This window comes from Pseudoxanthomonas sp. USHLN014 (assembly GCF_037153335.1).
Taxonomy (GTDB): domain Bacteria; phylum Pseudomonadota; class Gammaproteobacteria; order Xanthomonadales; family Xanthomonadaceae; genus Pseudoxanthomonas_A; species Pseudoxanthomonas_A winnipegensis.
On the sequence record NZ_JBBCKO010000011.1, the window covers coordinates 29,988 to 53,693 of the forward strand.

Annotated in this window: 15 protein-coding genes; 9 read left to right on the forward strand and 6 right to left on the reverse strand. The window is 70.7% G+C overall.

Annotated elements, in window-relative coordinates:
• The first annotated feature begins 311 nt into the window (after nucleotides 1-311).
• The 7 genes from WFQ05_RS17315 to WFQ05_RS17345 all read left to right on the forward strand — a co-directional run bounded on the left by WFQ05_RS17315 (nucleotide 312) and on the right by WFQ05_RS17345 (nucleotide 14,732).
• Nucleotides 312-4,724, forward strand: a complete 4,413-nt coding sequence (locus WFQ05_RS17315) for an OmpA family protein (RefSeq protein WP_337054720.1) — start codon at nucleotides 312-314, stop codon at nucleotides 4,722-4,724.
• Between the two features lie 11 nt (nucleotides 4,725-4,735).
• Nucleotides 4,736-8,455, forward strand: coding sequence for a hypothetical protein (locus WFQ05_RS17320; protein WP_337054721.1), 3,720 nt, complete (start codon nucleotides 4,736-4,738; stop codon nucleotides 8,453-8,455).
• On the forward strand, nucleotides 8,455-10,140 hold the full coding sequence (locus WFQ05_RS17325; RefSeq protein WP_130528798.1) for a CshA/CshB family fibrillar adhesin-related protein: 1,686 nt from the start codon (nucleotides 8,455-8,457) through the stop codon (nucleotides 10,138-10,140). The genes WFQ05_RS17320 and WFQ05_RS17325 overlap by 1 nt, the downstream gene beginning before the upstream one ends.
• Nucleotides 10,141-10,251: 111 nt before the next feature.
• On the forward strand, nucleotides 10,252-11,541 hold the full coding sequence (locus WFQ05_RS17330; protein WP_337054722.1) for a hypothetical protein: 1,290 nt from the start codon (nucleotides 10,252-10,254) through the stop codon (nucleotides 11,539-11,541).
• A gap of 79 nt (nucleotides 11,542-11,620) precedes the next feature.
• On the forward strand, nucleotides 11,621-12,538 hold the full coding sequence (gene rimK, locus WFQ05_RS17335) for a 30S ribosomal protein S6--L-glutamate ligase (RefSeq protein WP_130528802.1): 918 nt from the start codon (nucleotides 11,621-11,623) through the stop codon (nucleotides 12,536-12,538).
• 186 nt (nucleotides 12,539-12,724) lie between these two features.
• Complete coding sequence (locus WFQ05_RS17340; protein WP_130515758.1) at nucleotides 12,725-13,402, forward strand: response regulator transcription factor; 678 nt, start codon at nucleotides 12,725-12,727, stop codon at nucleotides 13,400-13,402.
• The gene (locus WFQ05_RS17345; RefSeq protein ID WP_337054723.1) at nucleotides 13,365-14,732 is read left to right on the forward strand and encodes a HAMP domain-containing sensor histidine kinase; all 1,368 of its coding nucleotides are present in this window, start codon (nucleotides 13,365-13,367) and stop codon (nucleotides 14,730-14,732) included. The genes WFQ05_RS17340 and WFQ05_RS17345 overlap by 38 nt, the downstream gene beginning before the upstream one ends.
• A 76-nt stretch (nucleotides 14,733-14,808) precedes the next feature.
• Here the strand turns inward: WFQ05_RS17345 and WFQ05_RS17350 are convergent, their stop codons facing one another.
• A complete protein-coding gene (locus WFQ05_RS17350; RefSeq protein ID WP_337054724.1) occupies nucleotides 14,809-15,411 on the reverse strand; it encodes a hypothetical protein in 603 nt (200 codons plus the stop codon).
• A gap of 481 nt (nucleotides 15,412-15,892) precedes the next feature.
• Complete coding sequence (metF, locus tag WFQ05_RS17355; RefSeq protein WP_130533575.1) at nucleotides 15,893-16,723, reverse strand: methylenetetrahydrofolate reductase [NAD(P)H]; 831 nt, start codon at nucleotides 16,721-16,723, stop codon at nucleotides 15,893-15,895.
• A gap of 137 nt (nucleotides 16,724-16,860) precedes the next feature.
• On the opposite strand from metF, the gene WFQ05_RS17360 reads away from it, so the two are divergent.
• Nucleotides 16,861-17,784, forward strand: a complete 924-nt coding sequence (locus WFQ05_RS17360) for a M14 family metallocarboxypeptidase (RefSeq protein ID WP_337054725.1) — start codon at nucleotides 16,861-16,863, stop codon at nucleotides 17,782-17,784.
• A gap of 6 nt (nucleotides 17,785-17,790) precedes the next feature.
• The gene (locus tag WFQ05_RS17365) at nucleotides 17,791-18,348 is read left to right on the forward strand and encodes a DUF3228 family protein (protein ID WP_337054726.1); all 558 of its coding nucleotides are present in this window, start codon (nucleotides 17,791-17,793) and stop codon (nucleotides 18,346-18,348) included.
• Nucleotides 18,349-18,420: 72 nt separating this feature from the next.
• On the opposite strand, the gene WFQ05_RS17370 is transcribed toward WFQ05_RS17365, so the two are convergent.
• Genes WFQ05_RS17370 through WFQ05_RS17385 form a run of 4 tightly spaced genes read right to left on the reverse strand, consistent with a single transcriptional unit; the run spans nucleotide 18,421 to nucleotide 23,695 of the window.
• Nucleotides 18,421-20,265 (reverse strand): NPCBM/NEW2 domain-containing protein, encoded by a 1,845-nt coding sequence (locus WFQ05_RS17370; protein WP_337054727.1) that lies wholly within the window; start codon nucleotides 20,263-20,265, stop codon nucleotides 18,421-18,423.
• Nucleotides 20,266-20,308: 43 nt separating this feature from the next.
• The gene (locus WFQ05_RS17375) at nucleotides 20,309-21,256 is read right to left on the reverse strand and encodes a BadF/BadG/BcrA/BcrD ATPase family protein (RefSeq protein WP_337054728.1); all 948 of its coding nucleotides are present in this window, start codon (nucleotides 21,254-21,256) and stop codon (nucleotides 20,309-20,311) included.
• 5 nt (nucleotides 21,257-21,261) lie between these two features.
• Complete coding sequence (locus tag WFQ05_RS17380; RefSeq protein WP_337054729.1) at nucleotides 21,262-22,425, reverse strand: SIS domain-containing protein; 1,164 nt, start codon at nucleotides 22,423-22,425, stop codon at nucleotides 21,262-21,264.
• Nucleotides 22,406-23,695, reverse strand: a complete 1,290-nt coding sequence (locus WFQ05_RS17385; protein ID WP_337054730.1) for a D-tagatose-bisphosphate aldolase, class II, non-catalytic subunit — start codon at nucleotides 23,693-23,695, stop codon at nucleotides 22,406-22,408. Before WFQ05_RS17385 ends, WFQ05_RS17380 begins: the two co-directional genes overlap by 20 nt.
• Nucleotides 23,696-23,706: the final 11 nt, after the last annotated feature.

Sequence of the window (23,706 nt, forward strand, 5' to 3'; positions counted from 1 at the left end):
ATCGAGCCGGCTGATCAGCTCCCCTGTTCATTTTGCACGGAGGAGGAGCTAGTCGCTTGTTTTACAAAGTGTTTACGTCTTAGCTGAACGCTTTGAGTCACGCATGTGAAATTCGTGACTCAAGTCACGTTTATTTCAGGGGTGGTCAGAAAAGCGTGCGCTAGTTATCATTTCAATGCGACTTGCCTGGCAGTTTTTGCGGCGCGCGTCGTACATCGCGGTCCTTGGCCGTGATTGGGGAGGCTCGCAAGGCTGCGTTGGCCGTGGGTGGACCGGCGCTGCCTTGTGTCTTTGAAACAGGGGGCAGTTCCGTGGCAGTGACGTCAATCCGTGGCGCGCAGAAGGTCTTGCGCGCGCTCTCCTCGTTCGCGCTGCTGATCGGCCTGGCCGCCGCGCTTCCCGCCGCCGCCCAGAGCTCGGTCACCAATACGGTCACCGTCACCAACCCGTCCGGGGTGACCTGCACCGCCGGCGGCAGCTGCGAGGTCTCGGCCACCGACTCGGACACGGTGGTGGCACCCCAGCTCAACCTGGCCAAGAGCCACAGCGGCAACTTCCGCCAGGGCCAGAACGGGGTCTACACCTTGACCCCCAGCAACACCGGCACCGCGCCCACCAGTGGCGCGATCAGCGTGGTCGACACGCTGCCGAGCGGCCTGACCTATGTCTCGGCCACCGGTGCCGGCTGGGCCTGCAGCAGCACCGCCCCGACCGTGACCTGCACCAGCACGGACGCCATCGCCAACGGCGCGTCCGGCAACCCGATCACGCTGACGGTCGCGGTCGCGAGCGGCACCACGGGCAGCGTGACCAACACCGCGCGCGTCAGCGGCGGCGGCGATGCGACCTGCCCGGCGTCCGGCGCGACCCAGTCGCGCTGCACCCCGTCGGACGCGACCGCCATCGATCCGCCGATCGACGCGGTCAACGACCCGTTCGGCACCGTGGTCAGCGGCACCAGCACCGCTTCGGTGCTGGGCAACGACACCTTCAACGGCGCGGCGGCCACCACCGCGACGGTCGCGCTGACGCCGGGCACGGCGCCGTCGCCCGCGGCCGGCAGCATCACCATGAACGCCGACGGCACCATCACCGTCGCGCCGGGCACCACGCCGGGCAGCTACAGCTATCCCTACACGATCTGCCAGACCGGCCAGTCGAACAACTGTGATACGGCTACCGCGACCCTGACCGTGGCGGCGCCGAGCATCGATGCGGTCAACGACACGGCCAGCACGCCGGCCACCACGCCGGTGACCACCGCCGTGCTGAGCAACGACACCCACGTGGGCGGCACGATCAACCCGGGCTCGGTCACGGTCACCACGCCTTCGCCGAACGGCAGCACCACCGTCAACGCGACGACCGGCGCCATCACCTTCACCCCGAACGCCGGCTTCAGCGGCACCACCACCTACCAGTACCAGGTGTGCCTGGCCAGCCCGAACCAGGCGGTGTGCGACATCGCCACGGTCACGGTCAACGTGGGCAGCGCGATCGACGCGGTCGACGATGCGACCGAGACGCTGACCAGCGCCGGCGGCACCACCGCCACGTCGGTGACCAGCAACGACACGGTCAATGCGGTGCCCGCCGTGCTGGGCACGGGCGGCAATGCCACGATCACCGGCTCGACGCTGTCGAGCACGCCGGCCGCGGGCGGCATCACGCTGAATCCGGCCACCGGCCGCGTCACCGTGGCGCCGGGCACCACGCCGGGCAGCTATACGCTGACCTACACGCTGTGCACCAATCCGGCGACCACGCCGGCGACCTGCGACACGGCGGTCAAGGTGATCGTGGTCCAGGCCGGCATCGACGCGGTCGACGATGCGGCCGAGACGCTGACCAGCGCCGGGGGCACGACCGCCACGCCGGTGACCAGCAACGACACCGTCAACAACGCGCCGGCCGTGCTGGGCACCGGCGGCAACGCCACGATCACCGGCTCGACGCTGTCGAGCACGCCGGCCGCGGGCGGCATCACGCTGGACCCGGCCACCGGCCGCGTCACCGTGGCCCAGGGCACCACGCCGGGCAGCTACACGCTGACCTACACGCTGTGCATCAACCCGCCGACCACGCCGGCGACCTGCGACACGGCCACCAAGGTCATCGTCGTCCAGGCGGCCGTGGATGCGGTCGACGACACCATGCCGGCCATCGGCAGCGGCTCGGGCGGGACCACGCCCTCGGTCTTGGTCAACGACACCCTGGCTGGCCAGCCGGTGTCGCTCAACACGGTCACGCTGACGCCGGGCGCCTCGCCGCAGGCGGGGCTGACGATGAACGCCGACGGCACCATCACCGTGGCGCCCGGCACGCCGGCCGCGACCTACGCCTATCCGTACACCATCTGCGCCAAGAACAACGCGAACAACTGCGACAGCGCCGTCGCCACCGTGGTCGTGGCCCCGCCGATCGTGGCCAACGACGACCGCTTCCCGGCCATCAACGAAGCCGGCACGACCACCACGGTGCTGAGCAACGACACCCTCGGCGGCCAGCCGGTCAGCACCTCGACCGTGTCGCTCACGCCGGGGACGTCGCCCAATGCCGGCATCGCGATGAACGCCGACGGCACCATCACCGTCAGCCGCGGCACGCCGGCCGGCAGCTACGGCTATCCGTACACCATCTGCGAACGCGCCCATCCGACCAACTGCGATCCGGCGGTGGCCACCGTGGTGGTAACCGTGACCCCGATCGTGCCGGTGGACGACCATCCGCCGACGGTGGACAGCAGCGCCGGCGCGACCCTGCCCAGCGTGCTCGGCAACGACACCGTCGGCGGCAGCGGCGCCACCATGACCAATGTGGTGCTGACGCCGGGCACCTCGCCGCAGCCTGGCCTGGTCATGCGCGCCGATGGCACGATCACCGTGGCGGCGGGCACGCCGGCCGCGACCTACGCCTATCCGTACACGATCTGCGAGGCCGCCAACCCCAGCAACTGCGGCAGCGCCATCGCCACGGTCATCGTGGCTTCCAGCTACGACATCCGCCTGACCAAGACCGTGGCCGTCAACACCGCGGTGGTCGGCGACCTGGTGCGCTACACGCTGACCGTGCGCAATGTCGGCGACGGCAACTTCGTCGGCGGCGCGATCACCGATACGCCGCCGCCGGGCTTCACCTATGTGGCCGGCTCGCTGGTCGCCGGCGATGACGACCGCAGCGCCACGGTCAGCGGCCAGTCGCCGATCCGCATCGCCGGCGTGGACGTGGCCGCCGGGCAGAGCGCGACCTTCGTCTACCTGATGCGGGTGGGCGCCGGCGTGCGCCAGGGCATCCAGGTCAACCAGGCCCAGGCGGTCACCGCCGCCGGTGCGCCGGTGTCCAACGTCGCCATCGCCTCGCTGACCATCTCCTCCGATCCGCTGGTCGATGAGAGTCTGCTGGTGGGCACGGTGTTCGACGACCGCGACGGCGATGGCTGGCAGGACAGCGCGGCCATCACCGGCCTGCACGTGCAGGGCGGGTTCGATCCCTCGGCCTACGTGCCCAACTCGACGCTGATGGACGCCGGCCAGGGCTGGCAGGCGCAGGCCGACGCGAGCGCGCCGCTGCTGCACGGCATCGCCGTCGGCAAGCTCAGCGCACGCCAGTCCGAGGCCGATCCGGCCGAGGCGCACCAGGTGGTGATCCGCCAGGTGCTCAGCGCGCCGCGCTTCAGCGACGACTTCGTGCTGACCACCGACCAGGGCGTGACCGTGCGCATGGATGCGGCAGGCAGGACACGCGTGGACACCAGCGGCCAGGCCGCCAAGGGCCTCACCGCGGCCGCGCCGACGGTCGAGCGCCGCCTGTCGCAGGGCGAGCAGGGCTACGTGGTGGATTACGTGATCCGCAACAGCGGCATCGACGAGCGCGGCATTCCCGGCGTACGCATCGCCTCGGTCGAAGGCCTGGTGATGGAGACCGACCAATTCGGCCGCTATCACCTGGAAGGCGTCGACGGTGGGCAGTGGTCGCGTGGCCGCAACTTCATCCTCAAGGTCGATCCGACCACGCTGCCGAGCGGCGCGCAGTTCACCACCGCCAATCCGCTGGTCCGTCGCATCACGCCCGGCATGCCGGTGCGCTTCGACTTCGGCATCAAGCTGCCGCAGGGCCTGATCGAAGGCGGTGCGCGCACGGTCGAACTGGAGCTGGGCCAGGTGCTGTTCGAGGCCGACAGCGCCCAGCTCAAGCCGCAGTACCTGCCGGTGGTGGAGAAGATGGCCGGCCGCATCGAGGCCTATCACGGCGGTGAGGTGGTGATCGCCGCCGACGGCGAAAGCGCCGCGCTGGCGTTCGACCGCGCCAACGCGGTCAAGGCCGCGCTGCTGCCGCGTCTGACGGCCGCCACCGCGGCGGCCACGCGCGTCAGCCTGCGCAGCGAGGCGTCCGATCCGGACACGATGATCGCCGGCCTGGACGGGCGCGGCCCGCTGCTGGGCTCGGTCCTGTTCGACACCGGCAAGGCCACGATCAAGCCGCAGGCCGATGCGCTGCTGGATGGCGTGGCCCGCTATCTGGAACAGCGCGGCGGTGGCGTGGTGGCGCTGGTCGGCCATGCCGACCGTCGCGGCGACGCGGCGCGCAACGTCGAACTCGGCCTGCGCCGCGCCAAGGCGGTGTACCAGGCGCTGGCCCAACGACTGCGCCCCGAGGTGCGCGCGAAGGTGACGGTGCAATCCAGTGACGATCCGACGGCTCCTGCCGGCGTGGCCGGGCAGTAAGGGGGCTGAGCATGAAGACCATCACGATGAAGTTGCTGGATTACACCCTGATCAGCCTGCTGGCCGGCACCGCGCCGCTGGCGGCCGCGCAGGAAGCGTCCCCCGCTCAGCCCGAGACCCCCGAGCCGCAGTGCGGCCCGGAGGGCTGCCAGGCGAGCGAAGGCCTGTTGTTCAAGGTGCGCACCCGCGGCGATACGCAGCCGGTTACCGCGCCGCAGGCGTCCGACGCCGCCGCGCTGGCGGCGGACCGCCGCGTGGACATCCTGCAGGTGCAGCCGGGCCAGGCCACGGCCACGGGCAAGTTCTCGATCAACCTGGCCAACGGCGGGGTGATCTGGGCGACCGAGGATCCCCAGATCGGCACGGCCGAGCTGTCGGTGTCGGCGCCGGGGCTGGTCGCCTTCGACGGTGCGCGCATCACCAAGCCGGTGCAGTTCTATGTGCGCAGCAACTACTCGGCCTTCGTCGCGCGCTACGAGCTCGCGATCTATCGCGCCACCGACACCGACCTGGTCGCGCCGCTGGCCACCGTGCCGATGCAGGTGGGCAACGTCAGCCATGTCGACTGGGATGGGCAGCTGCCGGCCGACTACCACTATCGCGCCGGCGATTCGCTGGCCTATGTGCTGCGCGCCTACGACGCGCAGGGCCGCTTCGACGAGACCACGCCGCGCACGCTGCAGCTGGTCCGGCCCGATGAGGCCCAGCGCGGCAGCGATCTGCTGCGCACGTCGACCGAACGCAGCCTCGGCACGGCGCTGACCGACGACCAGGCCCAGACCCAGCGCCTGGTGGAGGACGTGTTCGCCGGCAACGGGCTGCGCCTGCAGAACATCCCGCTGTACGGCTCGCGCGTGCGCATCCAGGGCCGCAACCTGCCCGAGGGCTACCAGCTGGCGATCAACGGCGAGACCTATCCGGTCGACCTGGAGCGCAAGTTCGCCGCCGAGTACCTGGTGCCGGTGGGCCATCACAGCTTCGACGTGGCGCTGCAGGACGGCGCCGACGGGCTGGGCGGCGCGGCCGCGGGCACCGGCGTGCCGGCCGCGCACCGCACGCTGGATGTGGATGTCACCGGGCGCTATTTCTTCGGCGTCGGCCTGGCCGATGTGACCGTGGCGCAGAACAAGGTGTCCGGTTCGACTGCGACGCTGTCGGCCACCGATCCGCGCTACGCCGACGACATCATCAGCGACGGCCGCCTGGCCTTCTACGGCAAGGCCAAGTTCAACGGCAAGTACCTGGTGACCGCGCAGGCGGACACCACCGAGCAGGATCTGGAGCACCTGTTCGACCACTTCACCCAGGCCTATGCCACGGACGTGTTCCGCAGCCTGGACCCGGACCTTTACTACCCGACTTACGGCGACGACTCGTCCGTGCGTCGCGACGTGGACACGCAGGGCCGGTTCTACGTGCGCGTGGACTGGGACAAGAACCAGGCGCTGTGGGGCAACTACGCCACCGGCTTCACCGACACCGAGTACGCCCAGTACGTGCGCTCGCTGTACGGCGCGGCGATCGACTGGCGCTCGCACGCGATCAATCCCTGGGGCGAGGCCAAGACCCAGGTGCGCGCGTTCGGCTCGCAGGCGCAGAGCGCGCCGGGGCACAGCGAGTTCCTCGGCACCGGCGGCAGCCTGTACTACCTCAAGCACACCGAGATCCTGGCCGGTTCCGACCAGGTGGTGCTGGAAGTCAGCGACCCGACCACCGGCCGCGTGGTCGACCGGGCGAAGCTGGTGCGCGGGGTGGACTACGAGATCGACCAGATCCAGGGCCGCATCCTGCTGACCCGTCCGCTGGCGCAGATCACGCGCGACAACGTCACCACGCTCACCCGCGACACGCCGCTGGACGGCTACACGCAACGCCTGCTGGTGGACTACGAATTCGTCCCGACCGGGTTCGACGACGACGAGGTCACCGCCGGCTTCCGCGGCAAGCAGTGGCTGGGCGACCACGTGGCCGTCGGTGCGACCTATGTCGACGAGAACCGCAGCGGCGAGGACTACACGCTCAAGGGCGGCGATGTCACCCTGCAGGCCGGTCGCGGCACCTATCTGAAGGCCGAGTACAGCCAGACCGAGTCCTACGCCACGCCGGTGTTCTTTTCCGACAACGGTGGCTTCACCTTTACCCAGATCAACGCCACCGGCCCGCGCCAGGGCGAGGCCAAGGCCGTTGAGGCGCGCGCCAATCTGAAGGAGCTCGGCTGGACCCAGCAGGACTGGGCGGCCGGCGCGTGGTGGCGCGAGGTCGGCGCTGGCTATTCGATCAGCCGCTACGACACCGGCGAGGACCTCACCGAGTACGGCGCGGAAGTCACCGGCCAGTTCACCCAGGACCTGAGCGTGTACGCGCGCTACAGCAAGACGCAGAGCGGTGCGCAGTCGCTGATCCAGGCGCAGGTCACCAGCGAGTGGCGCATCGGCGACTTCGACACGCTGGCCGCCGAGATCCGCCGCGTCGAGGAGCAGCGCACCGTCGGCGAGGCCGCCGGCCTGCTGGGCGCGTTGAAGTATACGCACCGCTTCGGCGACACCTTCGACCTGTATGGGCAGGCGCAGCTGACCCTGGACGACGACCACGGCAAGTACGCCGACAACGACGCCTACACCGTCGGCGGCAAGTACCTGTTCGGCAACCTGTCCTCGGTCGGCGCGGAAGTCACCAGCGGCGATCGGGGCGATGCGGCCACGGTCAATGCCGAGTACCGCCTTATGCCCGATCACAGCCTGTACGGCGCCTACACCGCCACCCACGACGACACCCAGGCCTACGACCCGCTGTTCAACAACAGCGCGCGCGACGGCTGGACGCTGGGCCAGCGCTGGCGCCTGTCCAACCAGATCAACGTGTTCAACGAGAGCCAGTTCCTCAAGGACGACACCGCCGGCGAATCCGGCCTGGCGCATACCTTCGGCCTGGATTTCTACCCGGCGCAGGGCTGGACCAGCGGCTTCACCCTGCAGCGCGGCGATCTGGTCAACAGCGCCGGCGGGCAAGTCGAGCGGCGCGCGATCAGCGTCAGCCTGGGCCGCACCTCGCCCGATACGGACTGGGCCTCCAAGGTGGAATGGCGGCGCGACACCGGTGCGGAGGAGCGCGAGCAGTGGGTGTCCACCAATCGCCTGACGCATCGCTTCAACGACAGCTGGCGCATCGCCGGTCGCCTGAACTACTCCGACACCGACGACAAGCTCGATCCGCTTGCCGGCGCCAGGTTCATCGAGGGCAACCTGGGCTTCGCCTGGCGTCCTTGGGACTCGGTGCGCTGGGCCGTGTTCGGCCGCTACACCTATCTGTACGACCTGGCCACGCTGGCGCAGATCGGCGGGCACGACTACGACCAGAAGACCCAGGTGCTCTCGCTGGAGGGTGTGTACAAGCCCGACCAGCGCTGGGAGTTCGCGGCCAAGGTCGCCCAGCGTGTGGGCAAGGCGCGCTACGGCCGCGGCACGGGCCAGTGGTTCGATTCGACCACGACCTTCTACGGCACCACCGTGCGCTACGACCTGGGCCAGCAATGGCATGCGATGGGCGAGTACCGCCTGCTCAAGGTCGAGGACGGCGGCAACCGCCAGGGCTGGCTGGCCGGCGTGGACCGCGACATCGGCAAGAACCTGCGGATCGGGCTGGGCTACAACTTTACCCAGTTCAGCGACGACCTGACCGACTTCGACTACGACCACAAGGGCTGGTTCATCAACCTGGTGGGGAGCTACTGATGCGCAAGCACTTCATCCATGGCTGGGCCGCGCGCGGCCTGGGGCTGGCGCTGGCCGCCGGCGCGGCGCTGGCGCCGATGCAGCAGGCGCAGGCCGCGGCCTACGCCACCGGCGGCACGGGCAAGTACCGCAACGAGATCCTCTGGCTGACCTGGGGCGGCGGTGTCAACGGCACCGATGGCGTGGCGCTGGCCAACGGCGCGCAGACCACGGCCACCCTGCAGGTGGCCAACGGCCAGCAGATCCAGGTGACCTGCACCCTGTCCAACCTCAACGGCGCGCTGAGCAGCTATCGCTCCGGCGATTACAGCGGCGATGGCCTGGAGGACATGTACAACATCGACGGCACCGGCGGCGCCAACAACCTGGTGGCGGGTCTGGCCACGGCGATGACCTCGACGGCCAGCTTCGATATCGACTGCTCGGCGACCCGCAACGGGGCGTCGTATCCGATTCCCGGCCTGGTCATCGCCGATGCCGAGTCGCTCGAATCCACCTTGGACGGCAACGGCGTCCCCAGCGAATACATCCGCGGCACGGCCGCGGGCAACTGGAACATCCTGGAGATGTTCGCCGGCAACGGCAATCCCTATACCGCCACCAAGACCACCAACGGCGGCAGCCAGACCATGGAGTTCGGTCCAGGCGGGCAGGGCGGCGGCACCAGTCCCGTGGCGCTCAGCTACCTGACCTTCACCACGCCGACCGCCACGCCGAGCATGTCCTTCGCCATGCGCGGCGGCGGTATCACCGCCATGTCCATCGGCCTGCTCGTGCCGCGTGCGGACTACGGCGATGCGCCCAGCAGCTATGGCACCGCCGCGCACCTGTTCTACGACTGGGTGCACGGCAACGACAGCGGCGTGTCGGCCAGCGGCACGAACATCAACGACGCGTCCTTCCGCCCTGGTGGCCTGTCGCCGCTGACCACCGATCACTTGGGCACGGTCGGCCCGGATGGCGAGCCCGGTACGTCGTCGTCCGACAACGCCTATGGCATTGCCGGCGCCAATGAGGAGAACGGCTGGCCCACCTCGCCGGCGATCAATGCCGGCAGCGGGAACACCGTGCTGACGCGCAGCATCGCCTGCAGCGGCACCGGCACGGTGGCCGGCTGGATCGACTTCGACGGCAACGGCAGCTTCGACAGCGACGAGCGCGCCACCGGCACATGCTCGGGTGCCAATGGCACGGCCAGCCTGAGCTGGACAGTGCCCAACGACATCCAGGCCGGCACGACCTGGGTCCGCCTGCGTTACGCGCAGAACGCCAGCGAGGTCGCCAGCCCGTCCGGCACGGCGACCAGCGGCGAGGTCGAGGACGCGCAGATCACCATCGCCCAGGCCAGTGCCAACCTGGTGGTCACCAAGACCAACACGCCCGCCGCGGGCGCCAACGATCAGGCCAACGACACGGTGGTCAAGGGATCGAGCCAGACCTACACCATCGTGGTTACCAACAACGGTCCGCAGCCGGCCAATGGCGCGATCGTGCGCGATCCGGCCAGCAGCGGCCTGACCTGCACCAGCGCCAGCTGCACCGGCACCACCAACGGTGCGGCCTGCCCGACCCAGGCCAGCGGCAGCGCGCTGTTGGGTGCCCTGCAAAGCTCCGGCGGGGCTGCGATTCCCACGCTGCCCAATACCGGCACGGTCACCCTGACGGTCACCTGCACCGTCAACTAAGATCACGCTGCGCCCCGCCCATCCGGGCGGGGTGCTTCTGTCAGCGGCCTTGCTTCGCGCTTCCCATCGCGATCGGGCATTTCCCGTGATTGAGCAAGGTCCCCAGGTTCGATGAAGTCTTCGTTCGTGTTCGTCCGTGTGGGGCTCGGCCTGGCGCTGCTTGCGGCCCTGGCCTCGGCCCAGGCCCAGGAAGTCACCAGCTGCCCGGCCGGTCTCGAGCAGACCCGCCTGTATGCCTACACGGGCAATGCGCCCGCCACGTTCACCGTGCCGGCGCGGGTGACCTCGGTGCGTCTGATCGCCGTCGGCGCCGACGGCGGCGAGCGCACGCCCAACCCGTATCAGGGCGGCGCCGGCGCGCGGGTCGAGGGCACGTTCGCGGTCGCGCCGGGCGATGTGATCACGCTGCTGGCGGGCCAGGCCCCGCCCGGCGCCAACGACCAGGAGTCCGGTGGCGGCGGCGCCTCGGGTGCGTATCTCAACGGCACGCTGGCACTGATCGCGGGCGCGGGCGGTGGCGACGACAACACCGGCAATGGCGGCGGCGGTCGCGCGGGCCTGGATGGCGGCAACGGCGGCTCTCCGGCCGGCGGCGACTGCGCGGCCGGCGGGCTGGGCGGCGTCAACGGCGCAGGGGGCCAGTTCGGTGAAGTCGCCGCCGATGGCAGCACCACCTGCCAGACCGGCGACGGTGGTGCCGGTGGCGGTGGCTTCAACAGTCCCGGGCAGGGCGTGACCTATGCGGGCGCGCACCAGGGTCCGCGGGGCGGCGGCCAGTGTTCGATCAACGGGGCTTCCGGGGGCGCCGGTGGCACGGGCGAACCGCAGGCCGGCGATCGCATCGGCGCTGCCGGCGGCTGGGGCGTGTGCGGCGGCGGTGGCGCGGACGATCGCGAGAGTGGCGGCGGCGGCGGGTACTCCGGCGGCGGCGGTGCGCCCGAGTCGGCCTATCCGGGCGGTGGCGGTTCCTATGTCGCGGCCAGTGCCACCTCGCCCACACGCGTGGCCGGCGCCGACGGCGGCGGCAGCGGGCGCAACGGATCGGTGCGGGTGTGCTATTCGCTGCGCGCCGAGCTGAGCGTGACCAAGACCAATACACCGTCGTCCGGTCCCAACGACCAGGCCGGCGACACGCTGACCCGTGGCGAGGCGACCAGCTACCGGATCGTGGTCAGTAATGCGGGGCCGGTCGCCGCCGATGGCGCGGTGCTCCGCGATCCGGCCGCGGCGGGCCTGACCTGCACCGCGGCCCGCTGCGGCAACGCCAGCGGCGGTGCGATCTGCCCGACCGGCAGCGATGCCGCGCTGCTGGCCGCACTGCAGTCCAACACCGGCCTGCAGCTGCAGACCTTGCCGGTGGGCGGCGTGCTGACCTTCACGGTCGACTGCACCGTCGACTGAGGGCCGCGGCGGCGCGCGCATGAGCGGTCACGGCGCCGTGTCATGCTGTGCGCCGTTTTCTACCCCGGCCCGCAGCCGCATGAAACTGGCGATCCTCTCCCGCAACACACGGCTGTATTCGACCAAGCGCCTGGTCGAGGCCGGACGCCAGCGCGGCCACACCGTGCGCGTGCTCGATCCGCTGCGCTGCTACATGCGCATCGACCGCGGCCGCTTCGACCTGCGCTACAAGGGCGCCACCCTGTCCGGTTTCGACGCGGTGATTCCGCGCATCGGCGCCTCGGTCACCCGCTACGCCACCGCGGTGCTGCGCCAGTTCGAGCTGATGGGCTGCCACACGCCCAACAGCTCCGATGCGATCCTGCGCGCGCGCGACAAGCTGCGTGCGCACCAGCTGCTGGCCGCCCACGGGATCGACCTGCCGGCCACCGTGTTCGGCGACAACCCGGACGACACCGCCGACCTGCTGGCGCTGCTGGGCCCGCCGCCGCACGTGATCAAGCTCAACGAGGGCGCGCAGGGCGCCGGGGTGATGCTGACCGAGAAGCCCTCGGCCTCGCGTTCGGTGATCGAGGCGCTGCGTGGGCTGTACGCCAGCTTCGTGGTGCAGGAGTTCGTCGAGGAGGCCAAGGGCGCGGACCTGCGCTGCTTCGTGGTCGGCGACCGGGTGGTGGCGGCGATGCGCCGGCAGGCGCCGGAGGGCGACTTCCGTTCCAACCTGCATCGTGGCGGCGAGGCGTTTCCGGCGATCGCCAGCGACGAAGAGGCGGCCGTGGCTGTGCGCGCGGCCCAGGTGCTGGGCCTGGGCGTGGCCGGCGTGGACCTGATCCGCTCGGCGCGCGGCCCGCTGGTGCTGGAGGTCAATTCCACGCCGGGCCTGGAAGGCATCGAGCAGGTGTCCGGGGTGGACATCGCCGGGGCGGTGGTGGAACTGGTGGCCGCCGCCGCGGTCCAACGCCCAGCCTCCCTCGCACGCCGCCCCGCCAGCCGAACGTGAACGGCCATGCAGGGAGGCTCACCGACGGTGTGACAGAATCGCCCCGTCCCGCGCGGAAGGCTGAACAGGCCGGCCCGCTGCGGCTTGGCCCGCACAGGAACAACCCAAGGATCCCCATGACTTTCCCATTCCCGATGCGCCGTGCTGGCGCCGTCCCGGCCGCCCGGCCGCAGGAGACCTGCTGACATGCGCATCCTCGTCATCGAAGACAACAGCGATATCGCCGCCAATCTGGGGGATTACCTCGAAGATCGCGGCCACACCGTGGATTTCGCCGCCGACGGCGTCACCGGCCTGCACCTGGCCGTGGTCCACGACTTCGACGCCATCGTGCTCGACCTCAACCTGCCGGGCATGGATGGCCTGGAGGTCTGCCGCAAGTTGCGCAACGAGGCGCGCAAGCAGACCCCGGTGCTGATGCTGACCGCCCGCGACAGCCTGGACAACAAGCTGGCCGGCTTCGACTCGGGCGCCGACGACTACCTGATCAAGCCCTTCGCCCTGCAGGAAGTGGAAGTGCGCCTCAACGCGCTCTCGCGCCGCGGCAAGGGCGTGCAGACCCGCGTGCTGGACGTGGGCGACCTGGAATACAACCTGGACACGCTGGAAGTGCGCCGCCAGGGCAAGCTGCTGCAGCTCAACCCGACCGCGCTGAAGATCCTGCAGGCGCTGATGGAGGCCTCGCCGGCGGTGGTCACCCGCCAGGAGCTGGAGACGCGCGTGTGGGGCGAGGAGCTGCCGGACTCGGACTCGCTGCGCGTGCACATCCATGGTCTGCGCGCGGTGGTCGACAAGCCGTTCGAAGTCCCGCTCATCCAGACCCGCCATGGCATCGGTTACCGCATCGCCGCTCCCGAAGCCTGAGGGCCCCGCGTCCGCGCGGCCGGCCGCGACGCGGGCGCGCAAGTTCCGCCGCCGGCTGCGCACCCGCATCGTCTGGTCCTTCGCCCTGCTGGGCCTGTGCCTGACGGTGCTGTTCGCCTATGCCTCGATCCTGGCCCGCCAGCGTGTGGAGAACCAGCTGGTCGAGGACGTGATGAACCGCAACATGGAAGCGTCCTGGCGCAGCTATGTGGCCAGCGGGGGGCGCAACCTGGACATCCCGGTCCAGCAGATGAAGGGCTTCGTCTATCGCCCGGACAAGCTGGACAGCCTGCGGCGCGATTTCCCCGAGTGGGAAAAACTCGACGACGGCATCCACCCCATGTCGGGCACCGATCCGGATGGCAAGCCGTTCGCCTACAAGGTCGGCGTGCGCAAGACGCCCAATGCCTGGTTCTTCATCGCCTACGACATGGGCCAGGTCGCGCTGGGCGAAGTGCAGTTCAAGCGCACGCTATATGCCACGGTGCTGCTGTTCACGCTGGTCTCGCTGCTGATCGGCTGGTGGGCGGCCTCGCGGGTGATGAGCCCGGTGTCCGAGCTGGCCAATCGCCTGCGCGCCTACCGCGGCAGCAGCAACCCCACCCAGCTGGGGCCGCTGTTCCCCGAAGACGAGGTAGGCGAACTGGCGCGCGCGCTGGACGACTACTCCAACCGCCTGACCGAAGTCGTGCAGCGCGATCGCGAGTTCAACGCCGACGTCAGCCACGAGCTGCGCACGCCGCTGGCGGTGATCCGCGGCGCGACCGAACTGCTGCTGGGCAAGCCCGACCTGGAGCCCAAGATCCAGGCGCGCCTGCTGCGCATCCAGCGCGCCGAGCAGGCGTGCTCGGACCTGATCGGCTCGCTGCTGCTGCTCTCGCGCAACGAGCGCGGGCAGGGCACCAGCAATGTGGCCAAGGTCGCCGAGCAGCTGCTGGACTCGCACCGCGCGCAGATCGGCGGCAAGCCGCTGGAGCTGATGCTGGAAGGCAACCAGGACCTGGTCATTGATGCGCCCGAGGCGGCGCTGTCGGTGGCGCTGGGCAACCTGGTCGGCAATGCGGTCAAGTACACCCAGGAGGGCACGGTGCGGGTGCGCGTGCTCAATGATGCGGTCGAGGTCATCGACTCCGGCCCCGGCCTGAGCGAGGAGGACGCGGCGCGGCTGTTCGACCGCGGCTATCGCGGCACGCACGCCGGGCACTCCCAGGGCGGCGGCATCGGCCTTTCCATCGTCAGCCGGCTGTGCGATCTCTACGGCTGGCAGGTCAGCGTGCGGCCTGGTGCCGAGCGCGGCGTGGTGGCCACGCTGCGGTTCCATCCGGCCTGAGGGCCGCGACGCTGGCTTTCCCGCGTCGTTCGGGGCACCTCCAACCAAGGAGGCCCGCACCCGCGGGCATGGTGGGTCAGAGCGAGATCCAGAAGCAGTCGTAGCTGCGGCGGATGCCCAGTACCGTCGAGGTGGGCGTGCCGTTGGACAGCGTCTGCTGCAGGCGCAGGCCGACCGGGCGCCGGCGCTGCGGCGGGGTGGCCTGCGGATAGAAGCCATCGGTGTTGGCATCGGTGATGGTGCCGTCGGCCTCGACCACCGGGTCGGGCGCCGGAAGCACAGGGGTGATGTCCAGCAGGGGCCGGCGCACGATGCCCTCCATGCGGTCGAGCAGGCGATTGGCCGACGCGTCGGAGATGCCGTTCCACTGGTACAGCGCCGCCAGGTCGTTGGCGTCCTTGGCGGCGATGGCCGCGCCGATGCGCTGGACCAGGTCGGACAGCTTGCGCGGGCAGCCCAGGTGGGTGCGCGCCGGCGCGTCGCCGGCCTCGCCGGCGATGGTCGGCAGCGGGCGCGGCACGCGGCTGGCCGCGCCCAGATCCTCGCAGCGGCGATCGGTGAACACGCTCACGCCGCCGGCGTCGGTGCAGCGATGGATCGCCTGGGCCCGCGTCGAAGGCGACCACGCCAGCGCGGTCAGCGCGAGGGCCAGGGGCAGCAGCAGGAGCGGGGCGGGCATGCGCATGAAGGGGCGCAGCCTACCCCAGCCAAGCTGAAGTCCATGACGCGATCCGGTAAGAGCCGGCATGCCGGCGATGGGCCTCACCCGTGAAGCCACCACCGCCGCGGGCCAGAGGACTGCCAAGGCACCGAGGAACAGAAGATCGGAAGCCGCTGCAAAACCCCTACCGTCGTTCCCGCGAACGCGGGAACCCATGGACGTTGCGCGACGCGCGGCCTGTCCGAACGTCCCTGGATCCCCGCGTTCGCGGGGATGACGAGCTTTGGGGTTGGCGCGCGCATCCGGTGGCGCTTTCCGGCGAGCGCGTGGGTTCCGGCGAGCGGCCAGGTTTACGGCGCGCACCGCACGCAGCGGCGAAACCTCCCTCGTCGTTCCCGCGAACGCGGGAACCCAGCGACTTCCCGCGCAAAGGCCAAACACCCCAGCCCGCGCTTCCGCGGGAGCACTGCGTTCCTAGGAAATGCTCAACCGCGCGTCCCTAGCGAATCCCCAACCGCTGCAGCACCGTCTGCGTGGGCTTGGCCAGATTGAGCGTGTAGAAGTGCAGCGACGGCGCGCCGCCGTCGATCAGGCGCTGGCACAGCTGGGCGACCACGTCGGCGCCGAAGTCCTTCACCGCCGCCGCGTCGTCGCCGTAGGCCGCCATGCGCTTGGCGATCCAGCGCGGGATCTCCGCGCCGCACTGTTCGGAGAAGCGCCGCAGCTGGGCGAAGTTGGCGATCGGCATGATCCCGGGAATGATCGGGATCTCCACGCCCAGCCTGCGCACCGCCTCGACGAAGCCGAAATAGGCATCGGCGTTGTAGAAGTACTGGGTGATGGCCGCGTCGGCGCCGGCGTCGACCTTGGCCTTGAAGTGCTTCAGGTCCGACAGCGCGTCGCTGGCCTGCGGATGGGTTTCCGGATAGGCGCCGACTTCCAGCTGGAACGCATCGCCGTGCTCGGCGCGGATGAAGGCGATCAACTCGGAGGCATAGCGCAGATCGCCGGCATGGCCCATGCCCGAGGGCAGGTCGCCGCGCAGGGCGACGATGCGCCGGCAGCCGATGGCACGGTAGAGCTTGAGCAGCTCGCGGATCTCCTCGCGGCTGCCGCCCACGCAGGACAGGTGCGGGGCGGCGTCGAAGCCGTGGTGCTGCTTGAGGTGGCGCACGGTCTCGGCGGTGTAGCTCAGGGTCGAGCCGCCGGCGCCGAAGGTGCACGAGACGTACTCCGGCGCGTAGCGCGCCAGCCGCTCGGCGGTGCGATTCAGCTGGGCCCGCTGCTCGTCGGTCTTGGGCGGGTAGAACTCGAAGCTGATCGGCGTCATGGCGGGGCGTTGGGCGGCGGGTGCGGCATCTTATCGCTTCATCGCGATGGATGCATGGAGAGAATCCGATGCGGCCAGCCGGGCGGCAGACGGGTGCTAAAGTCCCGCGCCTCCTTCCGCTGCCAGGGTGTCGCTGCATGACCGTGTCCACGTCCCTTTCCATCGGCACGCCGGGCCGCCCCTGGGGCGCGGCCGAGAAGGCGCAGTGGCGCGCCGCCCAGACCCGCAAGCGCGGCTATGCCGACGAGGTGCTGGCCCGGATCGAACCGCTGCGTGCGCGCTTCGACGTCGCGCCGTATGGCCATCTGGACTACGACGCGGACCAGTACGACCTGTTCGCCGTGCGCAGCCGCCCCTGGGACCCGGCGCTGCCGACGATGCTGGTCACCGGCGGCGTGCACGGCTACGAGACCAGCGGCGTGCAGGGCGCGCTGCAGTTCCTAGAGCACCACGCCGCCGCCTATGCTGGTCGCGCCAATCTGCTGGTGGTGCCGTGCTTGAGCCCGTGGGGCTACGAGCGCATCCACCGCTGGAACCCCGACGCGCTGGACCCCAACCGCAACTTTCGCGCGCACAGCCCGGCTGCCGAATCGGCTGCGCTGTTGGCGCTGATCGCGCCGCTGCGCGCCGGCATCGTGATGCACATCGACCTGCACGAGACCACCGACAGCGACGAGACCGAGTTCCGCCCGGCGCTGGCCGCGCGCGACGGCAAGCCCTATGTGCCGGGCACGATCCCCGACGGCTTCTATCTGTGCGCCGACAGCGCCGCGCCGGCGCCGGCCTTCCAGCAGGCGGTCAACGCCGCGGTGGCCAAGGTGACCCACATCGCGCCGGCCGATCCGGACGGCACGCTGATCGGCTCGCCGGCGGTCGCCCCGGGCGTGATCGAATACGACTGCAAGGCGCTGGGCCTGTGCGCGGGCATCACCGACGCGCCCTATCGCACCACCACCGAGGTCTATCCCGACAGCCCGCGCGCCACGCCGCAGCAGTGCAACGACGCGCAGGTGGCGGCGATCCGCGCGGCGATCGACTACGCGCTGGCGCAGCGGGGCTGAGGCGCGATGTCGATCGTGCTGACCCCGTTCGCGCGTGCGCGGCTGTTCCCGCGCACACCGCGCGGCAACACTATCCAGGACTGCACCGCGGAAGGCTTCGAGGCCTATCTCAACGCCCACACGCCGCTGCGCGTGCTCGACGGCTACGCGCCGTTCTGCAAGCTGCATGTGCACCGCAACTGGACCTCGACCCGCTGCCTGACCGTGCCGATCACCGCCGACAACTGGCATCTGCTGCGTTCGGCCTACGAGGCGCGCACCTCGGCCGAACTGCCGGTGCTGGTGCGCTGGTTCGAGGGCGTGCAGGCCCCGCGCGCCGAGTACCTGCTGCCGATCCTCTACAGCCGCGCGCAGCTGGCCAAAGAGGGTGAGGCCATCGACGCGGACTGGGGCGTGGTCGGCTGCCTGTACACCGCCGAGCCGGAGGAGATCCCGATGGCCCCGATCACCATGCTGCGCAACGCGCTGGGCGTGGAGGAGGGCGGCTCCGGCGTGCCGCTGGACCGCGAGGCGTATCGGCGCGCGGTGGCGTTCTGGGAGCGCAACGCGAACTGGCGGCCTTGAGGCGCGTCAAGACCATGCGTTCCTAGGCGACAGACCAAGCGGGAAGCGCCGGGGCACGATCAGCGACGCGCGCTAGCGTTCGAGCAGCCGCGCGTCGGCCCAGGCGATCACCGGCCGCAGGTCGCCTGCGGAGGTGTCCTGCGCCTCGGCCACCAGCTCCAGCGTGCGCACGCCGTCGATCGGCAGGTCGAGCGTGGCCGCCTGATGCGCGCCCAGCGGCGCGGTGGCGTGCAGCAGCCGGCCGTCGCCGTAGACGCGGAACACCACACGGTCTCGCACCGGCGCCGCGTCGTCCTGCAGTCCGACCCGCGCGCGGAAGCGCACGAAATCTCCGCGCGTGGCGACTTCCAGGCGCGAGTTGGCGTGGGCGCCGATGCCATATGGATAAGCCCTGCCGGCCACGCGCAGCGTCGCGCCGTCGGGGGTGAGGTCGGCGCGGGGCGTGCCGGCCGGCTGGTCGAACCGCGTGCTGTAGAGCGGCATGCCATCGGCGGCCACATGGACGCGCGCGGTCAGCTCGCTGAGCAAGGCGCCGCCGGCCTGCACCGGCGTGCCGCTGACCTTGAGCAGCGCGACCTCGCGCGAGGCGAGCGCGAACCGCAGGCTGCCGTGCGTCTGCGTCAGATCCTTGCGCTGCCACAGGTCGCGCGCGCTGAAGCCGGCCTCGGCCAGCTTCATCTGCGCCGGCGTGACCTGCGCCGTGGCCGGTGCATCGCCGCGGTTGAACAGCAGCACCGCGCGTTCGCCGCGCGTCGCCAGCGGCTTGACCAGCAGCTGCAGCCCATCGGTATCGGAGACCAGCACCGCCTGGTTGCCGGCCGGGTCCTGGTCGATCGCGATCACCTCGGGATTGGACAGCAGATCGATCAGCGGCTGCGGCGCGCTGCGCAGGTCGAAGCCCAGCAGCAGCGGCGCCGACAGCATCGCCCACAGCGAGAAATGCGTGCGCGCCTGCGCCAGATGCTGCGCGTCGAACTCGCCCAGCCCGATCGCCAGCATGTCCGGGTCGTTCCAGCGCCCGGGGCCGGCGTAGAGCTCGCGACGCGAGGCCGAATCGAAGTTGTGCAGCATGCTGGCCCAGGTGGGCTCGATATCCGGACTGGTGCGCCACAGGTTGCCGTGCGCGCCGCCCCAGTCGCGCACGCCGGCCTCGCCCCAGGGGCAGATCGACAGCACGAAATCGTCGTCCGCATTGAGGTCGGCCAGCAGCCGCCCGATGCGGGCGTAGCGCGTCTCCACCGCGTCGGCATCGGTGCGCTGCGCGTCGCCGCGCACGATCAGCGGCCGCAGCGGGCGATGGCCGCTCTGCCGCACCGGCTCGCCGTCGGCGCCGAAGTCCGCCAACCCGCAGGCATCGACCTTGAGGTAGTCGAAGCCCCAGTCCTGGAACATCGTCTTCAGGTCCGAGGCCTCGAAGCCCTGCAGCCCGATCTCGCGCTGCGCCACGCTGCCGACCGGCAGGTTGGGGCTGTGCCGGTCGAAGGCCTGCGAGCACGCGTTGCGGCCGGCATCGGTATACAGCCCGGCCTTGAAGCCGCGTGCGTGCAGCAGGTCGGTCCAGGCGCGGAAGCCGGTGCCGCCGTCGGCCTGCCTGGCGATGGGGAACATGCTCGTGCGGATTTCGATGCGCCCTTGCGCGTCGCGCCGCAGCCACCAGCCATCGTCGAGGTTGACGTAGCGATAGCCGGCCTGCTGCAGGCCGCGCTGCTGCAGGGCGTCGACCACCGACAGGATGCGCGCCTGATCGACCTCGGTGCGGAACGCGTTCCAGGGGTTGAAGCCCATCGGCGGCGTGGCCGCCGCGCCGTGCCCGTACACGCTGAAGCGCCCGCTCGGCTGCAGCGCATCGCTGGGCTGGCCGGCCGCGGCGGGCAAGGCGCACAGCGCGAGCAGGGAGGCCAGCAGCCGTCGATTCATCGCTTCATTCCTTCTGCGGGGCCGGCGGACTGCGGCGGGGCGGTCAGCGCGGCGCCGCGCCGGCCAGCTGCAGCGCGTAGAGCGCCGCGCCGTAGTGCGGGGGATGGATCGGCGTGCGCAGGACGAAGTCCGCGCTCGATCGGGCCAGCGCCGTCTGGAACGGCTGCATCAGCAGCGCGCCGGCACTGAAGGCGCCGCCGGAGTAGGACAGCGGCACCGGCTCGCCCGGTTCGAAGCCGAGCAGCACGCGCAGCGCCTGCGCGATCCGCGCCAGTTCCTCGCCGGCCTGCTGGAAGATCCCGATCGCCACCGCATCGCCCGCGTCGGCGGCTTGCGCCACCTGCACGGACAGGCGGGCGATGTCGCCGCGCGTGCCGACGCCCTCGCCATAGACATGCGCGCACAGGTCCAGGTCGTCGTCCAGGTCGAAGTGCGCGCGCAGGATCGCGTGCAGGGGGCCGCGCGGCAGGCGGCCATCGCTCATGCGCGAGAAGGCGTTGAGCCCCTGCGTGGCGATCCAGTGGGCCGACCCTTCGTCGCCGAACGCCTCGCCCCAGCCTCCTGCGCGCGCCGCGGCCGCGCCGCGCCGTCCATAGCCCATCGAGCCGGTGCCCGCGATGATGTTGATGCCATCGGCGCAGGCCAGCGAGCCGGCCCAGCCGCACACCATGTCGTTGTCGCAGGCGTAGCGCTGGTGCCCCAGCACCTGGCCGGGGATGAGGTCCAGCGCGGCGGTGGCGCGGCGGTCCTCGCCATAGGCCGGCAGGCCGAAGAACGCCTGCGCGATGTCCTCGCGGCCGCACTGCAGCGGTGCCAGCACGGTGGCGATGCCTTCCTCCAGGATGCGGCGCACGCCGTCCAGCCCGACCTGCGGGTGGTAGGCAGTGCCCAGCTGGGTCTGCGCCAGCAGCGTGCCGGCGCCATCGATCAGCGCGAAGCGCGTCTTGGTGCCGCCGCCATCGACGCCCAGATACAGCGCGTGTCCAGGCATCGGGCTCAGGATTCCAGCGCGTACAGCCGCACGCCCTGCACGACGCGGTTGACGATGCCGGCCGGGTTGGGATTGTCCGGCGTGACGCCGCGCACGCGTGCATGCAGGAAAGCGTAGATCTGCGCGGCGGCCACGTAGGGCCACAGCAGGTCCACGTCGGCGGCCTGGGCCAGGCCGGGCACGGCCAGCGTGTCGGCATCGTCGCTGCGCGGCCGGGCGGAGATCTCGATCACGCGCGCGGCCACGCCGTCGCGGCGCAGTTCGTCGATCAGGTCGTGGTCGTAGCGGCGGGTGTAGGGATCGTTCGACACGAACACCACCACCAGGGTCTTGGCGGTGACGAAGGTCTTGGGCCCATGGCGGAAGCCCAGCGGTGAGTCGTAGCAGGTCGCCACCGCGCCATTGGTCAGCTCGCCCAGCTTGAGGGTGGCCTCGCGCGCCAGGCCCTGGAACAGCCCGCTGCCCAGATACACGACGCGGTCGTGGCGGGCGTTGGCCAGGGCCTGCAGCAGCGGCAGCGCGTCCTGGATCACCGCCTCGGTCGCCTGCGCGATCGGCGCGATGCGCGCATCCAGCGCGCCGGCCGGCAGCAGCGCGGCCAGGGCGGCGTACATCATGCAGCTGAAGGAGGAGGTCATCGCGAAGCTGGTGTCGTGCGTCTCTTCCGGCAGCGTCACGGTCATCGCCTGCCTGACCGGCGCGGTGGCCAGCTTGCCCTGCGCGTTGCAGGTCACCACCAGATGGCGCACGTCGCGCACCAGCGATTCGGCCAGCTCGACCGCGGCGATGCTCTCCGGGCTGTTGCCCGAGCGGCCGAAGGAGATCAGCAGCAGCGGCTGCGCCGGGTCCAGATACAGCTGCGGCGCGCACACCAGATCGGTGGTCGGCACCGCGTCCACGCGCGCGGCCAGCGCACGGTCCAGCAGCGGCGCCAGGCACTGGCCGATATAGGCCGAGGTGCCCGCGCCGGTGAGGATCACGCGCGCGGCCGGGTCGTTGGCGATCGGCGCGGCGAAGGCCTGCAGCTGCGCATGCAGGTCGGCGATCAGCGCATGGGTGCGACGCAGCAGCCGCGGCTGCTGGGCGATCTCGCGCGCGGTCCAGATGGCGTGGCTGGCCTCCAGCTCGGCCTCGGGCACGCCGAGGAGCTCAGGAACGGTCTTGGTCATGGCATGCATGGTGATACTCATCGAGAACGGCACTGACGTGGGCCATGGCCAGGGACTGCGGGTCGAGCGTCGCGGTTCCGGTGCGGAGGGCGTGCAATGCGTGGGGAAGGAACTGGCTGACCAGCGAGATCGGCGGCGGGTCGCGCCGCAGGTTGTCGAACAGCTGCAGGCGCGCCTGTTCGATGCGCGCATCCGGCCAGTAGTAGCGGATGCGGTCGGACAGGCTGTACTGCAGGTCGATGTCCAGCGCATGGCCCTGGCCGTGGTAGTAGCGGCGCCAGTGGCCGGGTTCGGCGTGCAGGCGCTGCAGCACGACCTCGCGCAGGCGCGCCTGACGGGCCGGCGCGATCCACTCGCGCTCGATCGCATCCAGCGCCCACAGCGCCTCACGCAGGGCGAAGGTCAGGCCCGGGCCCACCTTGAGGATGGCGAAGTGATCGCGCACCAGCGCGGCCAGCGCATCGCGGGTCTGGTAGTCGGTGGAGTGCGCCTCGAACACCATGTTCGGCACGGTGGTGATCGACCGGCTCAGGGCCACGGCCTTGTCGGGCGCGTAGTCGATGACGCTGTGGTGGTCGAACTCCACGCCCGGCTGCACGACCGAGGCGACCACGCGCCGCCAGGCGGCCTCCAGGCCGGCCTCGACGAAGGCGACGCGATGGGCCTCGATGGTGGCCAGCGCCGCTTCCGGGGTGGTCACCGCCAGGCCCTCGATGGCTTCGGTGGCGCCGCCGGGGACCGGGACCTCGGTGCCGATCACGTAGACCGGCGCCTCGCCGCCGGCCTGCTGCCAGGCGGCCTCGGCCGCGCGCGCCAGGCGCACGGCGCGCCGCACGATCTGCGCCTCCGGCAGCGGCTCGGCATCGCCCGCGCAGGCCATCGAGCAGTCCAGGTGGATCTTGCGGAAGCCCGCCGCGACGTAGGCGGCGACCATCACCTCGGCTTTGTCCATCGCGGCCGAGGCCTCCAGCGTCGTCCACGGGTTCGGCCCCAGGTGATCGCCGCCCAGCGCGATGCGCGAGGCATCGAAACCCACGCGCCGGGCGATGCCGTGCACGAAGGCGACGAAGTCGGCCGGCGTCATGCCGGTATAGCCGCCGCCCTGGTTGACCTGGTTGCAGGTCGCCTCGAACAGCACCAGGTCCTGTCCGGTGCGCTGGGCGTGATGCAGCGCGGCTTCGATGACGAGAGGATGCGCCGAGCAGATCGAGGTCACGCCGACGGCGTGGCCCGAGGTGTGGCGTGCGATGAGGTCGAGCAGAACTTGCACGGGGGAATGAT